The following is a 19247-nucleotide window of genomic DNA, read 5'->3' on the forward strand; positions in this document are numbered from 1 at the left end:
CCCTAAAGCCAACAAAGCATCCAGCAGCGTTGCGCTGCTACTCGATGTCACGGTTTTTAACCAAGGTAAACATGCGCACCCGGTCGCTCAGTTCCTGAAACGCATGGCGAAACGGGTCGTGCTGGTCGCTGGTGGTTGGGTCCACGAAGTTCCACACCAACACCTGCGCCGAGCGCGGCATCACCTGTTCTTCGTTAGACGACTTGTCGCAAAGATCGATCAAATAATCGAATTCATGACCCTGAAATTCTTCCAGCGCTTTGCTGCGCAGACCTTCAGTTGAAATGCCGGCGTGCTCCAGAGTTTCCAAGGCGCGCGGGTCGATTTCGGTTGGCTCGATGCCGGCGCTGTAGGCTTCAAAATGGTCGTGCTCAAGATGGCGTAACAGCGCTTCAGCCATCGGTGAACGGGCGTCGTTGGCGATGCAGACGAACAGAACTCGTAGTTTCTGGCTCATGGGTCTCTCCAGTGGCGAAATACGCGGGCAGGCTTGAGCCTAAGGCTTGCGTATGACACTTGTGCTTACGGCCATACGTCGCTTGGCGCGACAAAGCGGACGAGCAGCCGCAGGAGGTAGAAAAACTGTCATGTGCGGCTTTTAGCGTGAACGCCTACCCGTGCTGACGATGGTGATGCTCTATGAGCCGCAACGAACCCCTGCCCTCGCCCATGCCGTCTGATCGTTATGTCGAGAACGCTGACGTTTCTTTACCCGAGGTGCTCGATGCGTTGTCGGTGCTGCGCGACGACATGCGCGAGGCGATCAATAGCCGCGTTGACCTCGCTGCGATTCATCCTGATTACCTGCCTGGCGCCATCAATCTTCTTCACTACCTGGCGCTAAGACGTCAGGACATCCGCCAGCTGCAAAAGCAATTATCCGCCCTCGGTCTCTCGTCGCTGGGGCGCTGCGAAGCCGATGCATTGGGTTCGGTTGAGCGTGTAATAGACGTGTTGAAAACCCTCGGTGCCAGCCAGGAACCGAGCGCGCCCAGTGCAGCGTCGCCGCTCGCCAATTCCTTGCAAACCAACCCGTTGCTGGATCATGGCGCCGCGCTGTTTGGTGAGGCGCCGCAGGCCCGGTCGGTGCGCATTATGGTGACCATGCCCAGCGAAGCCGCTGACGACTATGAACTGGTCGAAAGCCTGCTGGCCGCTGGCATGAACTGTCAGCGCATCAATTGCGCCCATGACGATGCGCCGGCTTGGCTGAATATGATCAAACACCTGCGCAAAGCCAGCAAAAAGCTCGGCAAGCCCTGTCAGGTGGCCATGGACCTGGCGGGCCCGAAACTGCGCACCGGCCCCGTGGCGCTGGGGCCGGCGGTGTTGAAAGTGAAACCGCTGCGTGACGCATTTGGTCGGGTTCAGGTACCCGCCGAGGTGTTCTTAACCGGCGACCCTGCCCGTTTGGTCGACAACAGTGTGCTGTTGCCCGAGCCATGGCTGCGCCGGCTGAAGGTGGGCGACCGCCTGGCCTTTCGCGACGCCCGCGATGCCAAACGCGCGCTTGTTATCAGTGCTGTGGAAGAAGCCGGCTGCACGGCGCAGCTGGAGAAAACCGCTTATTTCGTGCCCGGCATGATGCTGGCGTTGGACGAATCGGCTAGCCGAAAATCCTCCGCCAAGGTGCAGGCGGTTCCGCCCTGCCCTCAGATCATCACAGTCAATGAAGGCGATGTATTGCTGTTGGGCCTTGAAGGCGAAGGTGTCGCCGCGCGGTTCGATGCAGACGGCAAACCGCTTGCGCCCGCGCGCATCAGTTGCACCTCGTCGGCGGTACTGGAAGCGGCCATGCCAGGCGACCCGATATGGTTCGACGACGGCAAAATCGGCGGCGTAATCACTGCCCGGCGTGACGGCGAACTGGAAATTCATATTCACCACGCGCCCGACGGCGCCAAGTTGAAAGCCGACAAAGGCATCAATCTGCCGGATACCGATCTGAAACTTGGCGCACTCTCGGACGACGATCTCGACGCCTTGGCGTTCGCCTGCAAACACGCCGACATTGTGCAGCTGTCTTTCGTCAACCAAGTCGCCGATGTGCATGCCTTGCTTGAGCACATTGAACGCCTGAACGCGCCGGATCTGGGCGTGGTGCTGAAAATCGAAACCCGCCGTGGCTTCGAGCAACTTCCGGAACTGCTGCTCGCCGGCATGCGCCCCCCTCGATTGGGCGTGATGATTGCGCGCGGTGACCTTGCGGTGGAAACCGGCTTCGAGCGCTCGGCCGAGTTGCAGGAAGAAATGCTGTGCCTGTGCGAAGCCGCCCATGTTCCGGTGATCTGGGCGACGCAGGTGCTTGAGAGTCTGGCCAAAACCGGCGCCCCTACCCGCGCGGAAATCACCGACGCCGCCATGGGCGTGCGGGCCGAGTGCGTGATGCTGAACAAAGGCCCGTACATTCTCAAGGCCATTGCCACGCTCGACGACCTGTTGCAGCGCATGCAAAACCACCGGGACAAGAAGCGCGACCTGCTCAGAAAACTAAACGTGGCAATGCTCCACGGCTGACGAAGCGCCGGGCTCGAAGCACGCGACTCAGCGCCTCGCTATCTGCGAAACTAGGGCAATTCTTCCCTGAACGTTCGAGATAGTAGAAATGGCTTCGGATCCCGGAACTCCCACGCTGGACCAGCTCAAGGTGTTTTTAACGGTTGTCGAAGTGGGCAGTTTCGCGGGCGCGGCGCGCAAACTTCACCGCGCCACCTCGGTGGTGAGCTACACGATTTCCAATCTGGAAATGCAGCTCGGCGTCTCGCTATTCGACCGTAAAACCACGCGCAAACCCCAGCTCACCGACGCTGGCAGAACCGTGCTGGCAGAAGCGCGAACCATCACCAACGGCGTAAACGGATTACGCGCCAAAGTGTCCGGCTTGCTGCACGGCCTGGAAGCCGAGGTGCATTTGGCGCTGGATGTCATGCTGCCGGCAGAACGTGTGGTCGACGCGCTGAAAACCTTCCGTGAGGTGTTTCCAACGGTCACGTTGCACCTGCATATGGAAGCCCTGGGCGCCGTCACGCAGTTGGTGTTGAACCGCAAAGCCGGCGTTGGCGTGAGTGGCCCGTTGGATATCGGCCTTGATGGCATTGAACGTATCGCCGTGGGCAGCGTGCAGCTCGTACCCGTTGCCGCGCCGAGCCATCCATTGGCGGCGCCCTCCTCCAAACAGCCCGGCGCTGCTCGCGAGTTCGTGCAGTTGGTGTTGTCCGACCGCTCGACACTCACCGGCGACAAAGACTTCGCCGTGCTCAGCACCCGCACCTGGCGCCTGGCCGATCTGGGCGCCAAGCACATGCTGCTCAAAGAAGGCATCGGCTGGGGAAATATGCCGGTTCCCATGATTCAAGCCGACCTGGACTCGGGCCGTCTGGTGCGCCTGGATCTACCCGATGGCAAAAGCGGCATTTATACCTTTGATGCGATCTACCGCACCGATTCGCCGCCTGGTCCGGCCGGGCGCTGGTTGATTGAGCGCTTCGGGCAACAGGCCGCGCAGAGCTGAACACTTACCTATTTAGTTGAACAGTGCGCTCTAAATTATCCCGGTATTTACGACGATTAGCCCATGCTAGATTTTGTTCTCAGATAAACCATTCGCCCTGAATAGGGCTTGGAGAGAACGTGATGAGTGCTAGCGCAGCCGATGTGTTGAGACGCCATTTCGAGACGTTTGTAGACGATCCGGAGCAATGGAAAACCCTGGTAGCCGACGACATCGTCTGGGAATTGCCGTTCGCGCCAAGCCTGGGCCACCCCAGCAAACTGGTGGGCAAAGATCAGGTGTTGAACCACGTCGGCTGGTTTGTCGGCGCCGTCGAGTCCTTCAAATTTTTTGACTTGCGCATTCAAACGTCCACCGACGCACACACCGCGTCTGCCCAGGTAAACGCTCAAGGCATCGCCAAGCAAACGGGCAAAACCTACTCGCAGGAGTACGTACTATTCGTGAGCGTTCGCGACGGCAAACTCACCCACATTCGCGAGTATTTCGACCCGGTGAAAGCGGCCTATGCCTTCGACGCGCCAGTGGTCATGGTCGCCCCTTCAGCCTGAGCACAAAGAAGCAAAACCCCGACAGCGTGAGCAAGCCCGCCAAAGCGAAGCAGGTCCGAAAGCGAGAAATTTGAACCGTCGAAAGCGACATTCAAATGACTACTTGGAGACCTGATATGACGACTTTCAATCCAACCCCCAACGAAGTGGCAGACAAAGTAATTCTGGTCACCGGTGCCGCCAGCGGCATTGGTAAAGCCATTACCGAGCTGCTCCATTCGCGCGGCGCCAAGGTCATTGCCGAAGACATCGACCCGTCGGTAAACGCACTGGAGCGCGACGGCATCGTGCCGTTCGTTGCCGATATCACCGTGGATGGCTCCGCTGAAAAAGCCGTGGCCCTGGCCGTTGAGAAGTTCGGCAAGCTGGATGTGCTGGTCAACAACGCCGGCCGGATTCTCTACAAACCCATGGTGGAGATGACCCGCGAAGACTGGACCTGGCAGATGGAAACCAACGTCACCGGCGCGTTCCTGCACTCGCGCGAAGCCATGAAAGAAATGATGAAAAACAAGTCGGGCGCGATCGTGAATATTGCCTCCTACGCGTCGTACTTCGCCTTTCCGGGCATCGCCGCTTATACAGCTTCTAAAGGCGCCCTCGCCCAACTGACACGCACTCAGGCGCTGGAAGCCATTGAGCACGGCATTCGGGTAAACGCCATTGGGGTGGGCGATGTGGTGACCAACCTGTTGAACCACTTTATGGACGACGGACGCGGTTTCCTTGAGGAACACGGCAAATCCGCACCCATCGGCCGTGCAGCGGCGCCGGAAGAAATTGCCGAAATTGTCTCGTTCCTCGCCTCCGAGCGCGCCAGCTTTATCGTCGGCTCGGTGGTCATGGCCGACGGCGGCATGAGCATTCCGGTGGGCTGATGCCCTTTGCCCATTGCGCGGTGCAGCGTTGCTGACACCGCGCTTTTTCTATTCCTTTACCGATTCACGGAGGCGCCATGACCGCACTTCGAAAATCCGACTTTCCATTGATCGATGTACGCCAGCACCTGGAGACCGGTCCCATCGTTCTAGTGACTTCGGCCTGGAAAGATGAAACCAACATCATGACCATGGGCTGGCACACGATGATGCAGTTCTCCCCTGCCCTGTTCGGCTGCTACATCTGGAGCGGAAATCACAGCTATGACCTGATCCGCAATAGCCAGCAGTGCGTGATCAATGTGCCCACCGTCGAATGGGTCGACCAGGTGGTTGCGGTCGGCAACAGCAGCGGCGCCGCCATCGACAAGTTCGCCGAATTCGCCCTCACCCCTGTGCCCGCCGCACGGGTCGAGGCGCCGCTGATTAAAGAGTGCTACGCCAATTTCGAATGCCAGTTGTTCGACTCGAAGCTGATCGGCGAGTACGGCCTATTCATCTGGGAAGTGGTGAAAGCCCACGTCGCAAAGTCGGTGGAAAACCCGCGAACCCTGCACTACCGCGGCCGGGGACGGTTTATGGTCGCCGGCGAAACCCTGGATTTCCACGGGCAATTTCGCCCGCAGAACCTGTGATCTCCACGCCTGGGCTCACTTGCGATAGTGGCTCGGCGTAACCCCCACTTCCCGTTTGAACACCTGGGAAAAATGGCTTGGGCTGCTGTAACCCACGTCCAGGCCAATATCGATGATGCTGCGATCGGTTTCTAAAAGAAGCTGCCGGGCACGGGCCATTCTCAGTCGGATAAAAAACTGCGACGGCGAATGCCCGGTGGCTTTTTTGAATAGCCGGCTGAAGTGGAACTCACTCATGCCAGCCGCCTCAGCCAGGGTGCCGAGACTGAAATCCTTGTGCAGATTGCTTTCCATGTCCGTCAAAACCCGCCGCAGCTTGTATGCCGGCAAGGCATTGCGGTGGGCAATGTCGTCGGCCGAATCGTCCCTGTAGTCGCGAGCCAGATGCACGGCCAGGCACTGCGCCAGTCCTTGCAGGAAAAGTGCGCTGCCCGTCTGGTGCCCGGTCACTTCAGCGCGGAACTGTTCGAGCAGCATCGACAGCACAGGGTCGCGCCCGCCCGACACCTCGCGCAACCGAACAGGCGCCGCTACGCCGAGCGTCTCGTGAATGGCTTTTTCCAGCAGCGCGATACCCAGATAGATATGCATGACCACGAATGGCGCTTCGCTGGTGACGTTCCAGCGCATCTCATAAGGCTCGGCCGAAGTGGTTAGAAAGAAGTCGCCGGTGGTTACCCTGCTGGTTTCCCATTCGCCGCCCAGGGTTCGTTCATCTACCGTCGCTGTTCCGCCAATAACCCAGACCAGCAAAGGCTCCGCCACGGCGGGAACGATGAAGCTCGCTTCCTGGCGCTCGCGGTTGAATATCTGCACCAGCACGTCGCGCGCATCCAACTCATCAGACGCGGCGAGGCGCTCACCCCGAATGTAGTTTTCCAGGCCCTTAGGCGAGGTTCGTTCTGCGGTGTCCATGCGCATCAGCTTCCTTCGTTGACCGGCACACAAGCGAACCCAAAGGCCGCTAGCGTGAGGCCATTGTTGTTGCGAGCAGTTCCATGGATTTACCGTTGCAGGGCTGCCAAACGCATCCGCCCATAAGCGCTCATGTACTCGGCCATGTGTTTTTTGCAGAGTCAAAAAAAGCCGGAATCTCCATTCCGGCTCTCTGATCAACGCTGCGGATACAACACCATTCCTGCGTGGTACAGCACGTTGTTGCGGAACTCGCCGTCGGCTGTAAAACCGGTGTCGTCGACGTATTCGATATGGTCGCCTTCCAGCCAGTAGCGTCCTTGATAAGCGCTTTGCTGCTGTCCCCGCGCTTCGTCATAGCGCCCGCCGGGCAGCAATTCATGGCGAATACGGCCATCGGCGGTCACCCACATGCCTACATATTTGTTCTGATCTGCGGATGGCTGGGCCATGAGCGTCTCCTCTGCATTGATGTTGAAATTGAAATACCCGCGCAGGTGCAAGCCTTACTGAATTTCTTCGCGCTGAATCGGCGTATCGGGCGAATCACAACGGCTCGACCACAGACGCTCCGTGGTGGCATAGACAATCAGCAACACCACCGGGAACGCTGCTCCCAGCACGCACAGCCCTTCCCAGCCGAGGTAGCGCCAACCGACGCTGGCCACTGCCGAGCCGATGGCCGCGCCAACAAAGTTGAGGCTGATAAACACCGCTGTAATTCGTGCGTTTGCCGTGGGGTCGAGTTTGTAGATCACCGCCTGATGGGTAATTTGCAGCCCCATCACGCCAATGTTTAGCGCCATGGCGGCGGCGATGATTATCCAGAGCCCCGCCGTGGCAACACTCAGCGCCGCCCAGGCGAACACCATTAGCGTTGCCAGGCCGATAGCCAGTGCATGGCTGTGGCCGCGATCGCTCAGGCGGCCCACCAGGCCCGGAATCATGGCGCCGGCAACGCCTGTTAGGCCGATGAGGCCGATTTGCGAAGCGTGGAAACTGAATGGTGCCTGCGACAGCAGAATCGGCAAGCCGGTCCACAGCATGCTGAAGCTGGCCATTCCCAGCGCGCCGTAAAGAGCGCGGCGACGAAGGGCTGAATGGGTTCGCGTGATGCGCCACAAGGAGAGCAGCAGCGGCCGATAACGCACCTTTTCCATTCTCCGTTGCGGCTCGGCCGGCAAGGTAATTCTCAGCAACATGAGCAGAATCAGCGCGGTACATCCGGCACTGGCATAGACCATTCGCCAGCCTGCTGCATTGCCGACTCCGCCGGACACCAGCCATGACAGCGGAATCGCCAGCAGCGCGCCGGTCATCACAAAGCCAACCACCTGACCGCGCCGCTGCTCGGCAGCAATCGAGGCTACATAGGGCACGATCAGCATGGCGGCTGCCGCAGTGATACCGCACACCAGAACGGCTGCGCTGAACAGCAGAAAGCTCGGGCTGGCCGCCGCCATGAACAGGGCCAACGCGTTAAGCGCAAACATTCGGCTTAACAGCGCGCGCCGTTCAAGCACGTCGCCAAGCGGCACCACCAGCAAAATGCCCAGCGTGTAGCCGAGCTGGGCGCAACTTACCAGCAGGCCGGATGCGGCAACGGGAACGGCAAAGGAGGCGGCAACCAGGGAAAGGATCGGCTGCAGATAATAAAGATTGGCGATCATGGCTCCCGTAGCGATCGCGTAGAGCCACAACAACGGGCGGGACGGGGACGGTGAATCCATAAAAATTCTCCTCGGTGCGGACCGTTCAAACTGGGCGACTTGCGGCTAAGTAACGCCACGCACCCAGTGTTGCCCGCACCGCGCGGTCCCCGTTAAATCACTCCTGTCAGTTGTTTGCCTAATCCTGCCGCGCCCGCAACCTGGCGCCGCCACAGCACTTACGGGGTTGGAAAATCCGCACCACGGGCAACCGATTCCCAAGCGCTGAACTCGCCCGCCATAGACGCGACCTTGTCCTGCGCCGCTTCATAGGCTTCGTTGCCCAGCAGCAGGCGTGCTGGCGGCGTTGCGCAGGTAACGGCGGTATAGATGGCCGCCGCTGCCCGGGCCGGATCACCCGCCTGTTTACCAACCGAGTCTTGATAGGCGCGCATGGCGGCGCCTGCGGTTGCCTGGTAATCCTCGGCCACGGCTTGCGCGGCGTCAGATGAACCGGCCCACTCCGTTCTGAACGCGCTGGGTTGAACGGTCATTACGGCAATACCCAGCGGCGTCACCTCGGCGCGCAGGCTTTCAGACAAGCCTTCGACGGCAAATTTCGTGGCGCAGTAATGGCCAACCGCTTCGAAGCCGACCAGACCGCCCACCGAAGTGAGGTTAACGATCATGCCGGCGCGCCGTTGGCGCATGCCTGGCAGCACTGCGCGAATCATGTTGGCCGTGCCGAAATAATTGACCTCGAACATTCGCTGTACCGCGTCATCGTCGCTGTCTTCCACCGAGGAAAAATAGCCGATACCGGCGTTGTTAATCAGCACGTCCACTCGCCCGAAGTGGTGCTCGGCGGCCTGCACAACCTGCTGCGCCTGTTCGGAATCGGTCACGTCCAGCGGCAGAATCAAGGCATCGCCCAGCGCTGCCAGGTCTTCAATCTGCTGCGTCTTTCTCGCCGTCACCACCACACGCTGGCCTTCGTTGAGCAACGCCGTGGCGATGTATCGACCAAAGCCAGTGGAGCAACCTGTTACCAGCCACACTTTGTTCTCGTTCATTGCAGAATTCCTCTTGATAGAGGCGGTGCAGCGCCAACGCCGAACCGCATTCAAGATTGCTCGCGTATTACACCGAGCGTTTTACGTAGCGGCGCAGGTCCAGTTCGCCTTCCAGGAGCTGGGGAAGATCCGCTGCAAATTGCCGCAAGTAAGGTGTTTGAAAATGGCTGTCGATGTCGGCAGCGGACCGCCAGTTTTCATACATGCACCAGAGGTCGGGGTCTTCCAGCGATTGGTGGGCGTCATAGGAAATGCAGCCCTCCTCCGCACGCGAAGGCGCCACCAGCGCCAGCAGGCGCTCGCCCAGTTCCTGGGACTTCCCCGCCTGGGCGCGCAGGTAGGCAATTACGGTGATGTGCTCAGTCATATCGTTTCTCTCCTTTGAGTGTTGAAACCGGAGTTCAGGCTACTGCGCTGATGCGCGTCGGGTTATGCGATTTCTCCGACGTGTTTGCCTGATTCTGCCAAAAGAAGATTCGCCCAGCATGCCGAAATACTCGAACCTAATCTTCGAAATTAGGCGGCTATTCGCAATAGCTTGGCGATGACAAGATGGCCTCACATCGGCGCTTCGTGGTGAGGCGCTGAACTCAAAAAGGATCTACCGTCATGTCCCACGCAGCTATCGCTTCTACCGCTCCACTGGCCTCTTCAAACACCTTCAACAGCAGCGCTTCGTTGCTTGGGCGCATCTTGCTAAGCGCCATTTTCATTCTGTCTGGCATTTCAAAAATCAGCGCCCCGGCCATGATGATTGGCTACATCGGTTCGGTCGGGCTGCCCTTTCCGGAACTGGCACTGGCCGCTGCCATCGCCGTGGAAATTCTCGGCGGCGCGGCGTTGATCGCCGGCTATCGCACCCGCCTTATCGCAGGCTTGCTGGCGGTGTTCAGTGTTGTCACCGCACTGATCTTTCACAGCGCTTTGGCTGACCAGAACCAGTTCATTCATTTCTTCAAAAACATCGCCATGGCTGGCGGCCTTTTGCAGGTTGTCGCCTTCGGTGCTGGTCGCTTCAGCCTGGATGCTCGTCGCCTCTAATCCCGCTGCCGGCAGGTTCGCCTGCCGGCAATGCCCTCACTTTTCGAAATGGAGTATTCAGATGAAAGCTATTCAAGTCGCCCAATACGGCCAGCCGGACGCACTCCAACTTAAAGAGGTGGCAGATCTGAGCCCTAACGATGACCAAGTTCTGATCAACGTCGCCGGCAGCGGTATCAATCCGGTCGACTGGAAGATTCTTTCCGGCGCCATGAAGCAATTCATTCCCCTGCCGCTGCCCTACACGCCCGGCGTCGAAGTCTCGGGAACCGTTGCAGCCGTGGGTAAAAACGTCAGTGAATTCGCGGTTGGCGACACGGTGTTCGGCTTTATCGGCATTGTCGGCGGCTACGCCACGCAAGCCCTTTCCACGCCCGATCGACTCGCCCGCGTGCCGGCCACAGTGCCGCTGCAACTGGCCGGTGGCATTCCGGCCGCGGCGCTCACCGCGTGGCAAGCCTTGCATGAACACGCCCTCGTTCAGCCCGGCCAGAAAGTGCTGGTTCACGGCGGTGCAGGCGGTGTGGGCAGCTTTGTTGTGCAACTGGCCAAGCTTGCCGGCGCGTTCGTGATTGCCACCAGCTCGGCGAAGAACCACGACTACCTGCGCTCCCTGGGCGCCGATCACGTGATCGATTACAGCGCTGAACGCTTCGAAGACAGCGTCGCCGATGTGGACGTGGTAATCGATCTGGTCGGTGGCCAAACCCAGGCTCGCTCCTGGCGCGTAATCAAAGCCGGGGGCGTGCTGGTTTCGCCGGTGAGCACACCGGACGCCGGCAAAGCCCGCGAACATGGCGCGGCGGGCAAGCATTTCGCCACGCGTTCGGACGGTCGCCAACTGGCGCAGATTGCTGACCTGTTCAGCGCCGGCAAGCTTCATCTGGAGGCGCAAGTGGTGCCGCTCAGCGACGTAGTAAACGCGGTGAAACAGAGCTTGGCCGGGCACACGCGCGGAAAACTGGTACTGGATGTAAACCGCTGAAATTGCCGTCTACCAAGCGCAGCGCATAAGCCATATTCTCTGGCGCAGGACTTACAAAGGGAGGTAACCGATGTGAACGACCTGGACGCGGAAATTACCCGACGCCGAGCCGAGCTGGCCACCGCCATGCAACGCTTCGCCCCGGAATATGGTGTGTTTCAAACCGACATTGCGCCTCTTCATTTCATCCGCAGCGACAGCCCCACCGACACCATCCACACGGTGCACAAACCCGGTTTGTGCATCATCGCCCAGGGCCGAAAAGAGGTTCGGCTGTGGAACGAAAGCTACGTGTACGATCCACTGAATTACCTGGTCGTGTCGGTGACGCTGCCCTTGGCCGGGCAAGTGATTGAAGCGTCCCCCGAGCAACCGTATCTGTGCGTACGCCTGGATATCGACCCGGCAGAAATCGCCCAGCTGATCGCCGACGCCAGCCCCATCGGCGTGCCGGGGCGAGAAGCGAACCGCGGTTTATATCTGGACAAAATCGACACCTCGCTGCTCGACGCCATGCTGCGCCTGGTGCGCCTGCTCGATACCCCGGCAGATATTCCCGCCTTGGCGCCGCTGGCCCTGCGCGAGATTTTCTACCGCCTGCTTAAAGGCCAGCAGGGCCAGCGGCTGCACGAGATCGCCATCGCCGACAGCCAGACCCACCGCGTAACTCGCGCCATCGAGTGGCTGAACCGCAACTACCACAAGCCGCTGCTTATCGAGGAGTTGGCCAGCCTGGTCAACCTCAGCACTTCAACCCTGCATCACCGCTTCAAAGCTGTTACCGCCATGAGCCCGCTGCAGTATCAGAAACAGCTGCGCCTGCACGAAGCGCGGCGGTTGATGATTGCCGAAGGCATGGACGTGTCGGCCGCAGGGTTCAAGGTGGGCTACGAAAGTCCTTCACAGTTCAGCCGCGAATACAGCCGAATGTTTGGCGCACCGCCCAGCAAAGACATCGCCAAACTTCGCTCTATTGCTTAGTGAGGCGCGTCGCTAAGGCGCGGCTTTTTCCATCATTTTCAGCAGGGGCGCGTAGTCGGCGTGGCTGACCGGCATGATGCCGGACGCATGTTGCGAGGCGAGAAACTCGGCGAGCGCCTGCGGGTCGCTGAGCATGGCGGTGCGAATACGCGCTTTTAACGGCGCGCACACGTTGGCGCTGAACACGTACGGGTCGTAGAAAATCGGCGCCGAACGCCACAGCACGCGCAGGGTGTCTTGTTTGATTTTGCCGCTGTTGAGGTACCCATCGGCCTGCACGCTGGACACAAACGCCGCGCCAACGCGCCCGTCGAGCAAGGCGTCCAGCGACTTGTCATGGGCGCCGGTGTACACCAGCGAGGCGAAATAACGGGACAGCGGCTGGCCGATTTCTGCGGCGAACTCGCCATTGGGAACAATGCCGCCGGAGGTGCTGGCCGGATCGCTCAAGGCCACTTTTTCACCGCGTACGGCATTGACGTTTGCGGGGCCGTCGCGACGAACCATCAGCAGTGACTGGTAATGGTGGCCGGCCGGCGTGAAAAAACCTTCGTTGATGGTGAGACTGGCGAAGGGCTCGATTCGCGGCTCGCGCTGGTACGCCAAAATGTACGAGGCCGGGCCCAGCCAGGCGATATCGACGCCGCCAGAAACAATGGCATCCACCACGCTTTCATACGAAGACGCCGCGACGACTTCCACCGGCATGTGCAAGGTGCTGGTGAGGCGTTGCAGCAACGGCTGAAATTCCACCATCAGCGCTTCCATGCTTTTCTTCGGAATCACCGCCACGCGCAGGCTTTGTTGGCTGCACTGGGCGTTGGCGCCAGCGCTCAACAGCGCCGACAGCAGCAGCGCTGCCAGTGCTGTTACCGCGCGCACGCGTTTTCCATGGCGCTAACGAACGGCGCATATTCGCGCAGCTTTTGCGCAGAGAGCGGTCGGCTGAAATGGTAGCCCTGAGCGATGTCGCAGCCTGCCAGCTTGAGGCACACCACCTGGTCCACGGTTTCAACGCCCTCGGCCACCACTTCCAACCCGAGGCGTTTGGCCAGAATGATGGTGGAGGAAACAATCGGGCTGTCGTCATAGCTGTTGGATAACGGCGCAATCAGCGCGCGGTCGATTTTCAGCTTGCTCAGTGGCAGCGATTGCAGGTGAGCAAAGCCGGCGTAGCCTTGGCCGAAGTCGTCCAGGCTGACGCCAATTCCGTTGGCGCGAAGGCGGTGTAAATGCTCAATGGCGATGCCGTCCTGGTCGAGCACGGTGGTCTCGGTGATCTCCAACTCCAGGCGCGATTTGTCGATGCCGTGTCGGGCCAGCTTGTTCAGCAGGCGCTCGCTGAAATCGACTTGGCGCAACTGAATGGCCGACACGTTTACTGCCAGCCGCGTGGTGATGCCCTGCCCTTGCCAGTCGGCCAGTTCTTCACAGGCCAAGCGCAACACTTCCCAGCCCAGCGCGACGATAAAACCACTGCGCTCGGCCAAGGCGATAAAGCGGTCCGGGTACACCAGACCAAACTCGGGATGCTCCCAGCGCACGAGTGCCTCGTAAGCCACCACCGTCATCGAATCCAGCCGCAGCAATGGCTGGTAATGCAGCACAAACTGCCGCTCGCTCAAGGCGTGGCCGAACGCCTGCTCCAGGGTGAACTCCTCGATATCGGACACATTCAACGACGGGTCAAAAAATCGGAACTGCCCCCTGCCCGCTCGCTTGGCCGAATACATGGCAGCGTCGGCGTGGCGAATCAGGCTGTCGACATCCTGCCCGTCGCGCGGGCAAATACTCACGCCCACGCTGGGGCTGGTGTTGAGCTCGTGTTCGTCCAGCGAATACACCGCCGTGAGTTTGGCTACCAGCGCGCGCACCCAGGCATTGATTTGCTCTTCCGTGCGCTCGCCAGCCAACAGCACCACAAACTCGTCGCCACCAAAACGCGCGGCCTCGTCGCCCGGTTCGAGCAAACGGCTGATGCGGCCGGCCACTGCCTGCAAGAGCAAATCGCCGGTTTTGTGGCCGAGGGAATCGTTGATCGATTTGAAGCGGTCCATGTCGATAAAACAGATCGCCAGCAAACGCCGCTTACTGCGCTGCTCGGTCAGCACGCGCTTGGCTACTTCGATAAAGCGCCGGCGATTGTGCAAACCACTGAGATGGTCGGTGGCGGCGGCATGGCTGCTGCGCTTGTGTTCTTCCTCCAAGCGGCCGATCAATTCCTGGTTAACCGCTTGCGCCTGTTCCAGGGCGCTGAACGCTAACTGCCGGTTGTTCAGGGCGCGCAGCGTCCAAAGCAGGCCGCTGAGAATCAATAGGGTCATGCCCAGGTTCAGCCAGCGTTGACGGCCAAAGGCCAGTTGCGGCGAGGCCAGTATTTCATCGGTGCGCTCGCTGACCATCACACTGAAACCACGGTCGGCGACGCGGCGGTACAGGCTCTGGTACGCCTCGCCATTCAGGTAAACGCTGAGTTTGCCCACCTCGTCGGTGCTGGCGTTCAACGTCGAATGCAGCGGCACGGCGGAAATCACCACCCCGCTGTTGTTGATGCGCAGGCGCTCCTGCCCTTCACCGTCGAGCAGGCTCATTAATCCGCTGTTGCCCAGATTGATGTGCTGGAACAGCGTCGCCAGGTAGCCAATATCGAGCTGTACCAACAGCACGCCATCGAGCTTGCGGGTGGTGGCGTCGGCGAGCGGCAGCAGAAACGGCAGGCGCCAGTTAGGCAAAGAGGAGGTTTGCTCGCGCTCGCTAAGCCGAGGCAAAAACGCTTTGAAGCCGTAGCGCGCGGTATGCGCCTGCAGTTGCTCGAGCCAGGCGGCTGGAAGCGTTTGCGCTTCATCGTTGTGGCTGGCAGACAACAGCTTGCCGCTGCTGTCGTACAGGCTCATGCGCTTGAGCACCGGGTCTTCGGCCAACATGCGTACCAGCCCGCGATGGCTTTGCTCACGGCTTTCCGGCGTGCTTTGCGTCACGCGGCCAATGGCCTGCGCGCGGTCGACCAGTTGCTGCAGGTTCTGCGCAACAATACTGGCGAGATTGAGATGCTCCGACGCCTTGGCCGCCAAGGCCTCCTGCCGCGAAGCGGTTTTTTGCTGGAAATACAAACCCCACAGCAACACCAGCATCGCGACGCACAAGGTCAGCCACAGCACCTGCAAAAATCGGGGAGACGAGAAAAACTGACGGTTCACTGCACCATCATCCGGCCACGTTGAATGGCCAGCATACGGCGCCCACATGACGGCACAATGACATCATCTGAGCGCAGACGGGTTTACTCCGGCTGATGCGCAGGTGGCGTATATGACGCGCTGATTTGCCGGTGGCACGCCTGCAATATCTCGTCGGCCAACGACGAATCATCCGGGCAAGCGCGTGACAACACAACGGCGCCCACCACCTGCGCCAACAGGCTGATCATTCTTTCGCGCACTTCATCGTCCGCCGCGTTGCCGTCGGCGATGTGCTTGTGCTGCAGCCCGCTCACTGCTTGCTCAATGCCCTCGGCAAACGTGGCTTTAATGTCGGCCGGTTGCCGCGCCGCGTCGCCGCACAGAGCCGACATGGTGCAACCGCTACCGGGCGAGTCACGGTGTTTGCGCGACAGGAACAGGTCGATAAAGCCGGCGAAGTCCAATTCTTTGCTGGAAGCGCGCGACTGGGCCAGGCTGCACGCAGCGGCCTCGGCCATCAGATCGGCCTTGGAACCGAAATGTTTGTAGAACCCACCTTGGGTAAAGCCAGCCGCCGCCATCAGGTCGGCGACGCCGATGCCGTCGTAGCCGCGTTCGCGGAAAAGCACCGACGCCGTGTCGACGATGTGGGCTCGATTGGCCAGCGATTGGGCTTTTGTCACTTTCATAGCAAGCGCCTCTGTTTCGTTCACATACGCAGTGAATACTACTCTGATGTCGACCATAATCAAAACCATTGACAGGTTAGATTATGCTCGACATCATAAAACCGCCGCTTCGTTACTGCGTGTCGGCATGCCCTTACCTTTCACCGAATCGTGGACCAGACATGAACGACAACACGCTGTTCGAACCCTACACCCTAGGCTCATTGACCCTCGCAAACCGCGTCGTCATGGCGCCGCTGACGCGCAACCGCGCAGGCCTCGGTTTTGTGCCCAGTGAATATGCCGCCGAGTACTACGCCCAGCGCGCATCGGCCGGTCTGCTAATTTCCGAGGCCACGCAAATTTCGCAACAAGGCCAGGGCTATCAAGACACCCCCGGCATCTACACCCAGGCCCAGATCGATGGTTGGAAAGCGGTCACCGCTGCGGTACACGCCAAAGGCGGGAAAATTTTCCTGCAGCTGTGGCACGTCGGCCGGGTTTCCCACGTGGACCTGCAAGAAAACGGCGCGGCGCCAGTTGCGCCATCAGCCATTCGCGCCGCCACCAAGGTGTTCGTCAACAACGGATTCCATGACGTCTCCGAGCCGCGCGCCCTGGAACTCAGCGAGCTGCCAGGCATTGTCGAAGACTTCCGCAAAGCCGCTGCCAACGCTATTGCGGCGGGTTTCGATGGCGTGGAAATTCACGGCGCTAACGGCTACTTGCTCGATCAGTTCTTGCAAGACGGCGCGAATGTGCGCACCGACGCGTACGGCGGCTCCATCGAAAACCGAGCGCGGCTCGTGCTCGAAATCGCTGCGGCGGTGGTGAGCGAGATCGGCGCCGAGCGCACCGGCATTCGCATTTCCCCTGTCTCTCCGGCCAATGGCGTGTCCAGCAGCGACCCGCAAGGGCAGTTCGACTATCTGGCGGAAAAACTCAGCGCGCTCGGCCTCGTTTACCTGCACGTTGTAGAAGGCGCCACTGGCGGCCCGCGCAACGTCGCGCCGTTTGATTTCGACTCCCTGCGCAGTCGCTTCAGCGGCACCTACATCGGCAACAACGGCTACCACCTCGACCTGGCCAACGCGCGCCTTGCCGACAACCAGATCGACCTGGCGGCGTTTGGCCGTCCATTTATTGCCAACCCGGATCTTGTCGAGCGCCTGAAAGCCGATGCACCGCTGGCTGCACTCGACCCCGCCACGCTCTACGGCGGCGGCGCGAAAGGCTATACCGATTACCCAACGTACACCGCGTAAACCACCCTCTTCTCTTAAGGAATTACCGCCATGACCGCATTGAAATCTGTACTGATTACCGGCGCTTCGTCAGGCATTGGCGCCGTGTACGCCGAACGCTTCGCCGCCCGTGGCCACAACCTGGTTCTGGTTGCCCGCGACAAAGACCGCCTCGACACCCTGGCCGCAAAACTGCGTGACGCCCACGGTATTGCCGCAGACGTACTGCCCGCCGACCTGACCGAACTGCGCGACATCGAAGCCGTAGAAGCGCGACTGCGTGAAGACGCCGCTATCGGCATTCTGGTTAACAACGCCGGCGCGGCGCAGTCCGGCGGGTTTATCCAGCAAAGCACCGAAAGCGTCGCCCGCCTCGTCGCGCTGAACACCACCGCCCTGGTGCGCCTGGCCAGCGCCATTGCGCCGCGTCTGGTGGCGGCCGGTGAAGGCTCAATCATCAACATTGGCTCGGTCGTGGGCCTGGCGCCTGAACTGAACATGACCGTGTACGGCGCCACCAAGGCATTCGTGCAGTTCCTGTCGCAAGGGCTGACCCTGGAACTGGGGCCAAAAGGCGTGTACGTGCAGGCCGTGTTGCCCGCCGCTACGCGTACCGAAATCTGGGACCGTGCCGGCATCGACATCAATCAACTGCCGGAAATCATGGAAGTCGGTGACATGGTCGACGCCGCGCTGCTGGGCTTCGATCGCCGCGAAAACGTGACCATTCCGCCTCTGCAAGACGCGGCGTTCTGGGACACCTTGCAAGGCGCGCGTCAGGCGTTTCTTGGCAACCTGAAGCAATCCACCGTCGCCCCACGCTATCGCAACGAAGCGTAACCGCTCGCACGCCGCCCCTTGTTCAAGGGGCGGCGCGCCCTTCCCCGCTCGTAGCGTTCGCTTGCGAACCGAGGCCCGGTCACTGTGACAATTCATATTTCCCCCGCGCGTGGCGCCGATGCGCAGTTCGCCACCGCCATCAATCGCACCATTAGCGTGGCTGGCACGCCCATCGCCTACCGCACCATCGGCGAAGAAAACGCCATGCCGCTGGTCATGCTCAACCACTGGGGCGCGGTGCTCGACAACTTCGACCCGCGCATTGTCGATGGTCTGGCACAAACCCGCCGAGTCTTCGCCACCGATTACCCCGGCATTGGCGGCTCGGGCGGCACGGCCCGGTTGACCGTCGAGGAAATGGCCGACGATGCGATCGCCCTGATTCGCGCGCTGGGTTTTAGCCAGGTCGACTTGCTCGGCTTTTCCCTTGGCGGTTTTGTCGCCCAGGCCGTCGTGCTCAAAGCGCCTGAACTGGTGCGCAAACTGATTCTGACCGGAACCGGGCCTGCCGGTGGCGCAGGCATCGACCGCGTCTGGTCGATGTCATGGCCGCTGATGATCAAAGGTCTGTTGACCCTGCGCGACCCCAAGTTTTACCTGTTCTTCACCACCAGCCCACAAGGCAAACAGGCAGCGAAGGCCTTCCTGAAACGCCTGAAAGAACGCAAACACCAGCGCGATAAAGCGCCGTCGCCGGCTGCGTTTATGCGCCAATTGAAAGCGATTCAGGCCTGGGGCAAACAGCCGCCACACGACCTGCGCCCCATCAAAAGCCCAACTCTGATCGCCAACGGCGACAACGACATCATGGTGCCGTCGCTGAACTCGGCCGACCTGGCGCGGCGCATCCCTAACGCGCAGCTGGTCATTTACGACGATGCCGGGCATGGCGGGATATTTCAGAACTACGAGGATTTCGTAGAGCGGGCGGCGATGTTTCTGGAAGATTGAGCCGAAATGACCGCGACTGTTCCTGAACACACACCCCACCTGTAGGAGCGGCTTTAGCCGCGATTGGCCGGACCTGCGACCGCTAAACCGAGCCCAAACGCATCATTATCGTTTCCAGGAATCGCGGCTAAAGCCGCTCCTACAGG

Annotated in this window: 20 protein-coding genes; 11 read left to right on the forward strand and 9 right to left on the reverse strand. The window is 60.2% G+C overall.

Features of this window, described 5'->3' with window-relative positions; all coding sequences use genetic code 11:
• Window positions 1-37: 37 nt before the first annotated feature.
• Window positions 38-457 carry an arsenate reductase ArsC gene (locus ACZZZU_RS02845; RefSeq protein WP_463549671.1) on the reverse strand — a complete coding sequence of 140 codons (420 nt, stop codon included), beginning with the start codon at window positions 455-457 and terminating at the stop codon, window positions 38-40.
• Window positions 458-639: 182 nt separating this feature from the next.
• Between ACZZZU_RS02845 and ACZZZU_RS02850 the strand changes: the two genes are divergently transcribed.
• The 5 genes from ACZZZU_RS02850 to ACZZZU_RS02870 all read left to right on the forward strand — a co-directional run bounded on the left by ACZZZU_RS02850 (window position 640) and on the right by ACZZZU_RS02870 (window position 5575).
• Window positions 640-2517: a pyruvate kinase gene (locus ACZZZU_RS02850; RefSeq protein ID WP_463549672.1), complete on the forward strand. Its 1878-nt coding sequence runs from the start codon at window positions 640-642 to the stop codon at window positions 2515-2517.
• Between the two features lie 88 nt (window positions 2518-2605).
• Entirely contained in the window at window positions 2606-3511 is a 906-nt protein-coding gene (locus tag ACZZZU_RS02855; RefSeq protein WP_463549673.1) for a LysR family transcriptional regulator, read from the forward strand.
• A 122-nt stretch (window positions 3512-3633) separates the two neighbouring features.
• Entirely contained in the window at window positions 3634-4062 is a 429-nt protein-coding gene (locus ACZZZU_RS02860; RefSeq protein ID WP_463549674.1) for a nuclear transport factor 2 family protein, read from the forward strand.
• 116 nt (window positions 4063-4178) lie between these two features.
• The gene (locus tag ACZZZU_RS02865) at window positions 4179-4940 is read left to right on the forward strand and encodes an SDR family oxidoreductase (RefSeq protein WP_122496076.1); all 762 of its coding nucleotides are present in this window, start codon (window positions 4179-4181) and stop codon (window positions 4938-4940) included.
• A 77-nt stretch (window positions 4941-5017) separates the two neighbouring features.
• A complete protein-coding gene (locus ACZZZU_RS02870) occupies window positions 5018-5575 on the forward strand; it encodes a flavin reductase family protein (protein WP_463549675.1) in 558 nt (185 codons plus the stop codon).
• A gap of 15 nt (window positions 5576-5590) precedes the next feature.
• On the opposite strand, the gene ACZZZU_RS02875 is transcribed toward ACZZZU_RS02870, so the two are convergent.
• From ACZZZU_RS02875 to ACZZZU_RS02895, 5 genes are all read right to left on the reverse strand, one after another.
• Complete coding sequence (locus ACZZZU_RS02875) at window positions 5591-6490, reverse strand: helix-turn-helix domain-containing protein (RefSeq protein ID WP_463549676.1); 900 nt, start codon at window positions 6488-6490, stop codon at window positions 5591-5593.
• Between the two features lie 197 nt (window positions 6491-6687).
• Entirely contained in the window at window positions 6688-6942 is a 255-nt protein-coding gene (locus ACZZZU_RS02880; protein WP_463549677.1) for an Atu4866 domain-containing protein, read from the reverse strand.
• A 54-nt stretch (window positions 6943-6996) separates the two neighbouring features.
• The gene (locus tag ACZZZU_RS02885) at window positions 6997-8220 is read right to left on the reverse strand and encodes an MFS transporter (RefSeq protein ID WP_463549678.1); all 1224 of its coding nucleotides are present in this window, start codon (window positions 8218-8220) and stop codon (window positions 6997-6999) included.
• Window positions 8221-8378: 158 nt separating this feature from the next.
• Complete coding sequence (locus ACZZZU_RS02890; protein WP_463549679.1) at window positions 8379-9212, reverse strand: oxidoreductase; 834 nt, start codon at window positions 9210-9212, stop codon at window positions 8379-8381.
• Window positions 9213-9279: 67 nt separating this feature from the next.
• Window positions 9280-9579, reverse strand: coding sequence for a putative quinol monooxygenase (locus ACZZZU_RS02895; protein ID WP_463549680.1), 300 nt, complete (start codon window positions 9577-9579; stop codon window positions 9280-9282).
• Window positions 9580-9821: 242 nt separating this feature from the next.
• Here ACZZZU_RS02895 and ACZZZU_RS02900 point away from each other — a divergent pair, with 242 nt between their 5' ends.
• The 3 genes from ACZZZU_RS02900 (at window position 9822) to ACZZZU_RS02910 (ending at window position 12219) form a co-directional block, all read left to right on the forward strand.
• Window positions 9822-10253, forward strand: a complete 432-nt coding sequence (locus tag ACZZZU_RS02900; protein ID WP_463549681.1) for a DoxX family protein — start codon at window positions 9822-9824, stop codon at window positions 10251-10253.
• 61 nt (window positions 10254-10314) lie between these two features.
• Window positions 10315-11238: an NADP-dependent oxidoreductase gene (locus ACZZZU_RS02905; RefSeq protein WP_463549682.1), complete on the forward strand. Its 924-nt coding sequence runs from the start codon at window positions 10315-10317 to the stop codon at window positions 11236-11238.
• A 126-nt stretch (window positions 11239-11364) separates the two neighbouring features.
• Entirely contained in the window at window positions 11365-12219 is an 855-nt protein-coding gene (locus ACZZZU_RS02910) for an AraC family transcriptional regulator (RefSeq protein WP_463552092.1), read from the forward strand.
• Window positions 12220-12231: 12 nt separating this feature from the next.
• Here the strand turns inward: ACZZZU_RS02910 and ACZZZU_RS02915 are convergent, their stop codons facing one another.
• From ACZZZU_RS02915 to ACZZZU_RS02925, 3 genes are all read right to left on the reverse strand, one after another.
• Window positions 12232-13101, reverse strand: coding sequence for a phosphate/phosphite/phosphonate ABC transporter substrate-binding protein (locus tag ACZZZU_RS02915; RefSeq protein WP_463549683.1), 870 nt, complete (start codon window positions 13099-13101; stop codon window positions 12232-12234).
• On the reverse strand, window positions 13089-15350 hold the full coding sequence (locus tag ACZZZU_RS02920) for a putative bifunctional diguanylate cyclase/phosphodiesterase (protein ID WP_463552093.1): 2262 nt from the start codon (window positions 15348-15350) through the stop codon (window positions 13089-13091). Before ACZZZU_RS02920 ends, ACZZZU_RS02915 begins: the two co-directional genes overlap by 13 nt.
• Before the next feature lie 149 nt (window positions 15351-15499).
• On the reverse strand, window positions 15500-16087 hold the full coding sequence (locus tag ACZZZU_RS02925; protein WP_463549684.1) for a TetR/AcrR family transcriptional regulator: 588 nt from the start codon (window positions 16085-16087) through the stop codon (window positions 15500-15502).
• A 161-nt stretch (window positions 16088-16248) separates the two neighbouring features.
• On the opposite strand from ACZZZU_RS02925, the gene ACZZZU_RS02930 reads away from it, so the two are divergent.
• From ACZZZU_RS02930 to ACZZZU_RS02940, 3 genes are all read left to right on the forward strand, one after another.
• The gene (locus ACZZZU_RS02930; protein WP_463549685.1) at window positions 16249-17331 is read left to right on the forward strand and encodes an alkene reductase; all 1083 of its coding nucleotides are present in this window, start codon (window positions 16249-16251) and stop codon (window positions 17329-17331) included.
• A 30-nt stretch (window positions 17332-17361) separates the two neighbouring features.
• Window positions 17362-18150, forward strand: coding sequence for an SDR family NAD(P)-dependent oxidoreductase (locus ACZZZU_RS02935; protein ID WP_463549686.1), 789 nt, complete (start codon window positions 17362-17364; stop codon window positions 18148-18150).
• Window positions 18151-18234: 84 nt separating this feature from the next.
• On the forward strand, window positions 18235-19101 hold the full coding sequence (locus ACZZZU_RS02940; protein WP_463549687.1) for an alpha/beta fold hydrolase: 867 nt from the start codon (window positions 18235-18237) through the stop codon (window positions 19099-19101).
• Window positions 19102-19247: the final 146 nt, after the last annotated feature.

Source organism: Pseudomonas sp. AC136 (assembly GCF_979258585.1).

Bases quoted from the DNA above. Each gene is read 5' to 3' on its own strand.
- ACZZZU_RS02890 (WP_463549679.1), bottom strand. From the start codon at position 9,212: ATGAACGAGAACAAAGTGTGGCTGGTAACAGGTTGCTCCACTGGCTTT.
- ACZZZU_RS02910 (WP_463552092.1), top strand. From the start codon at position 11,365: ATGCAACGCTTCGCCCCGGAATATGGTGTGTTTCAAACCGACATTGCG.
- ACZZZU_RS02925 (WP_463549684.1), bottom strand. From the start codon at position 16,087: ATGAAAGTGACAAAAGCCCAATCGCTGGCCAATCGAGCCCACATCGTC.
- ACZZZU_RS02860 (WP_463549674.1), top strand. From the start codon at position 3,634: ATGAGTGCTAGCGCAGCCGATGTGTTGAGACGCCATTTCGAGACGTTT.
- ACZZZU_RS02905 (WP_463549682.1), top strand. From the start codon at position 10,315: ATGAAAGCTATTCAAGTCGCCCAATACGGCCAGCCGGACGCACTCCAA.
- ACZZZU_RS02920 (WP_463552093.1), bottom strand. From the start codon at position 15,350: ATGCTGGTGTTGCTGTGGGGTTTGTATTTCCAGCAAAAAACCGCTTCG.
- ACZZZU_RS02885 (WP_463549678.1), bottom strand. From the start codon at position 8,220: ATGGATTCACCGTCCCCGTCCCGCCCGTTGTTGTGGCTCTACGCGATC.
- ACZZZU_RS02900 (WP_463549681.1), top strand. From the start codon at position 9,822: ATGTCCCACGCAGCTATCGCTTCTACCGCTCCACTGGCCTCTTCAAAC.
- ACZZZU_RS02895 (WP_463549680.1), bottom strand. From the start codon at position 9,579: ATGACTGAGCACATCACCGTAATTGCCTACCTGCGCGCCCAGGCGGGG.
- ACZZZU_RS02870 (WP_463549675.1), top strand. From the start codon at position 5,018: ATGACCGCACTTCGAAAATCCGACTTTCCATTGATCGATGTACGCCAG.
- ACZZZU_RS02935 (WP_463549686.1), top strand. From the start codon at position 17,362: ATGACCGCATTGAAATCTGTACTGATTACCGGCGCTTCGTCAGGCATT.
- ACZZZU_RS02930 (WP_463549685.1), top strand. From the start codon at position 16,249: ATGAACGACAACACGCTGTTCGAACCCTACACCCTAGGCTCATTGACC.
- ACZZZU_RS02875 (WP_463549676.1), bottom strand. From the start codon at position 6,490: ATGGACACCGCAGAACGAACCTCGCCTAAGGGCCTGGAAAACTACATT.
- ACZZZU_RS02865 (WP_122496076.1), top strand. From the start codon at position 4,179: ATGACGACTTTCAATCCAACCCCCAACGAAGTGGCAGACAAAGTAATT.
- ACZZZU_RS02850 (WP_463549672.1), top strand. From the start codon at position 640: ATGAGCCGCAACGAACCCCTGCCCTCGCCCATGCCGTCTGATCGTTAT.
- ACZZZU_RS02855 (WP_463549673.1), top strand. From the start codon at position 2,606: ATGGCTTCGGATCCCGGAACTCCCACGCTGGACCAGCTCAAGGTGTTT.
- ACZZZU_RS02880 (WP_463549677.1), bottom strand. From the start codon at position 6,942: ATGGCCCAGCCATCCGCAGATCAGAACAAATATGTAGGCATGTGGGTG.
- ACZZZU_RS02845 (WP_463549671.1), bottom strand. From the start codon at position 457: ATGAGCCAGAAACTACGAGTTCTGTTCGTCTGCATCGCCAACGACGCC.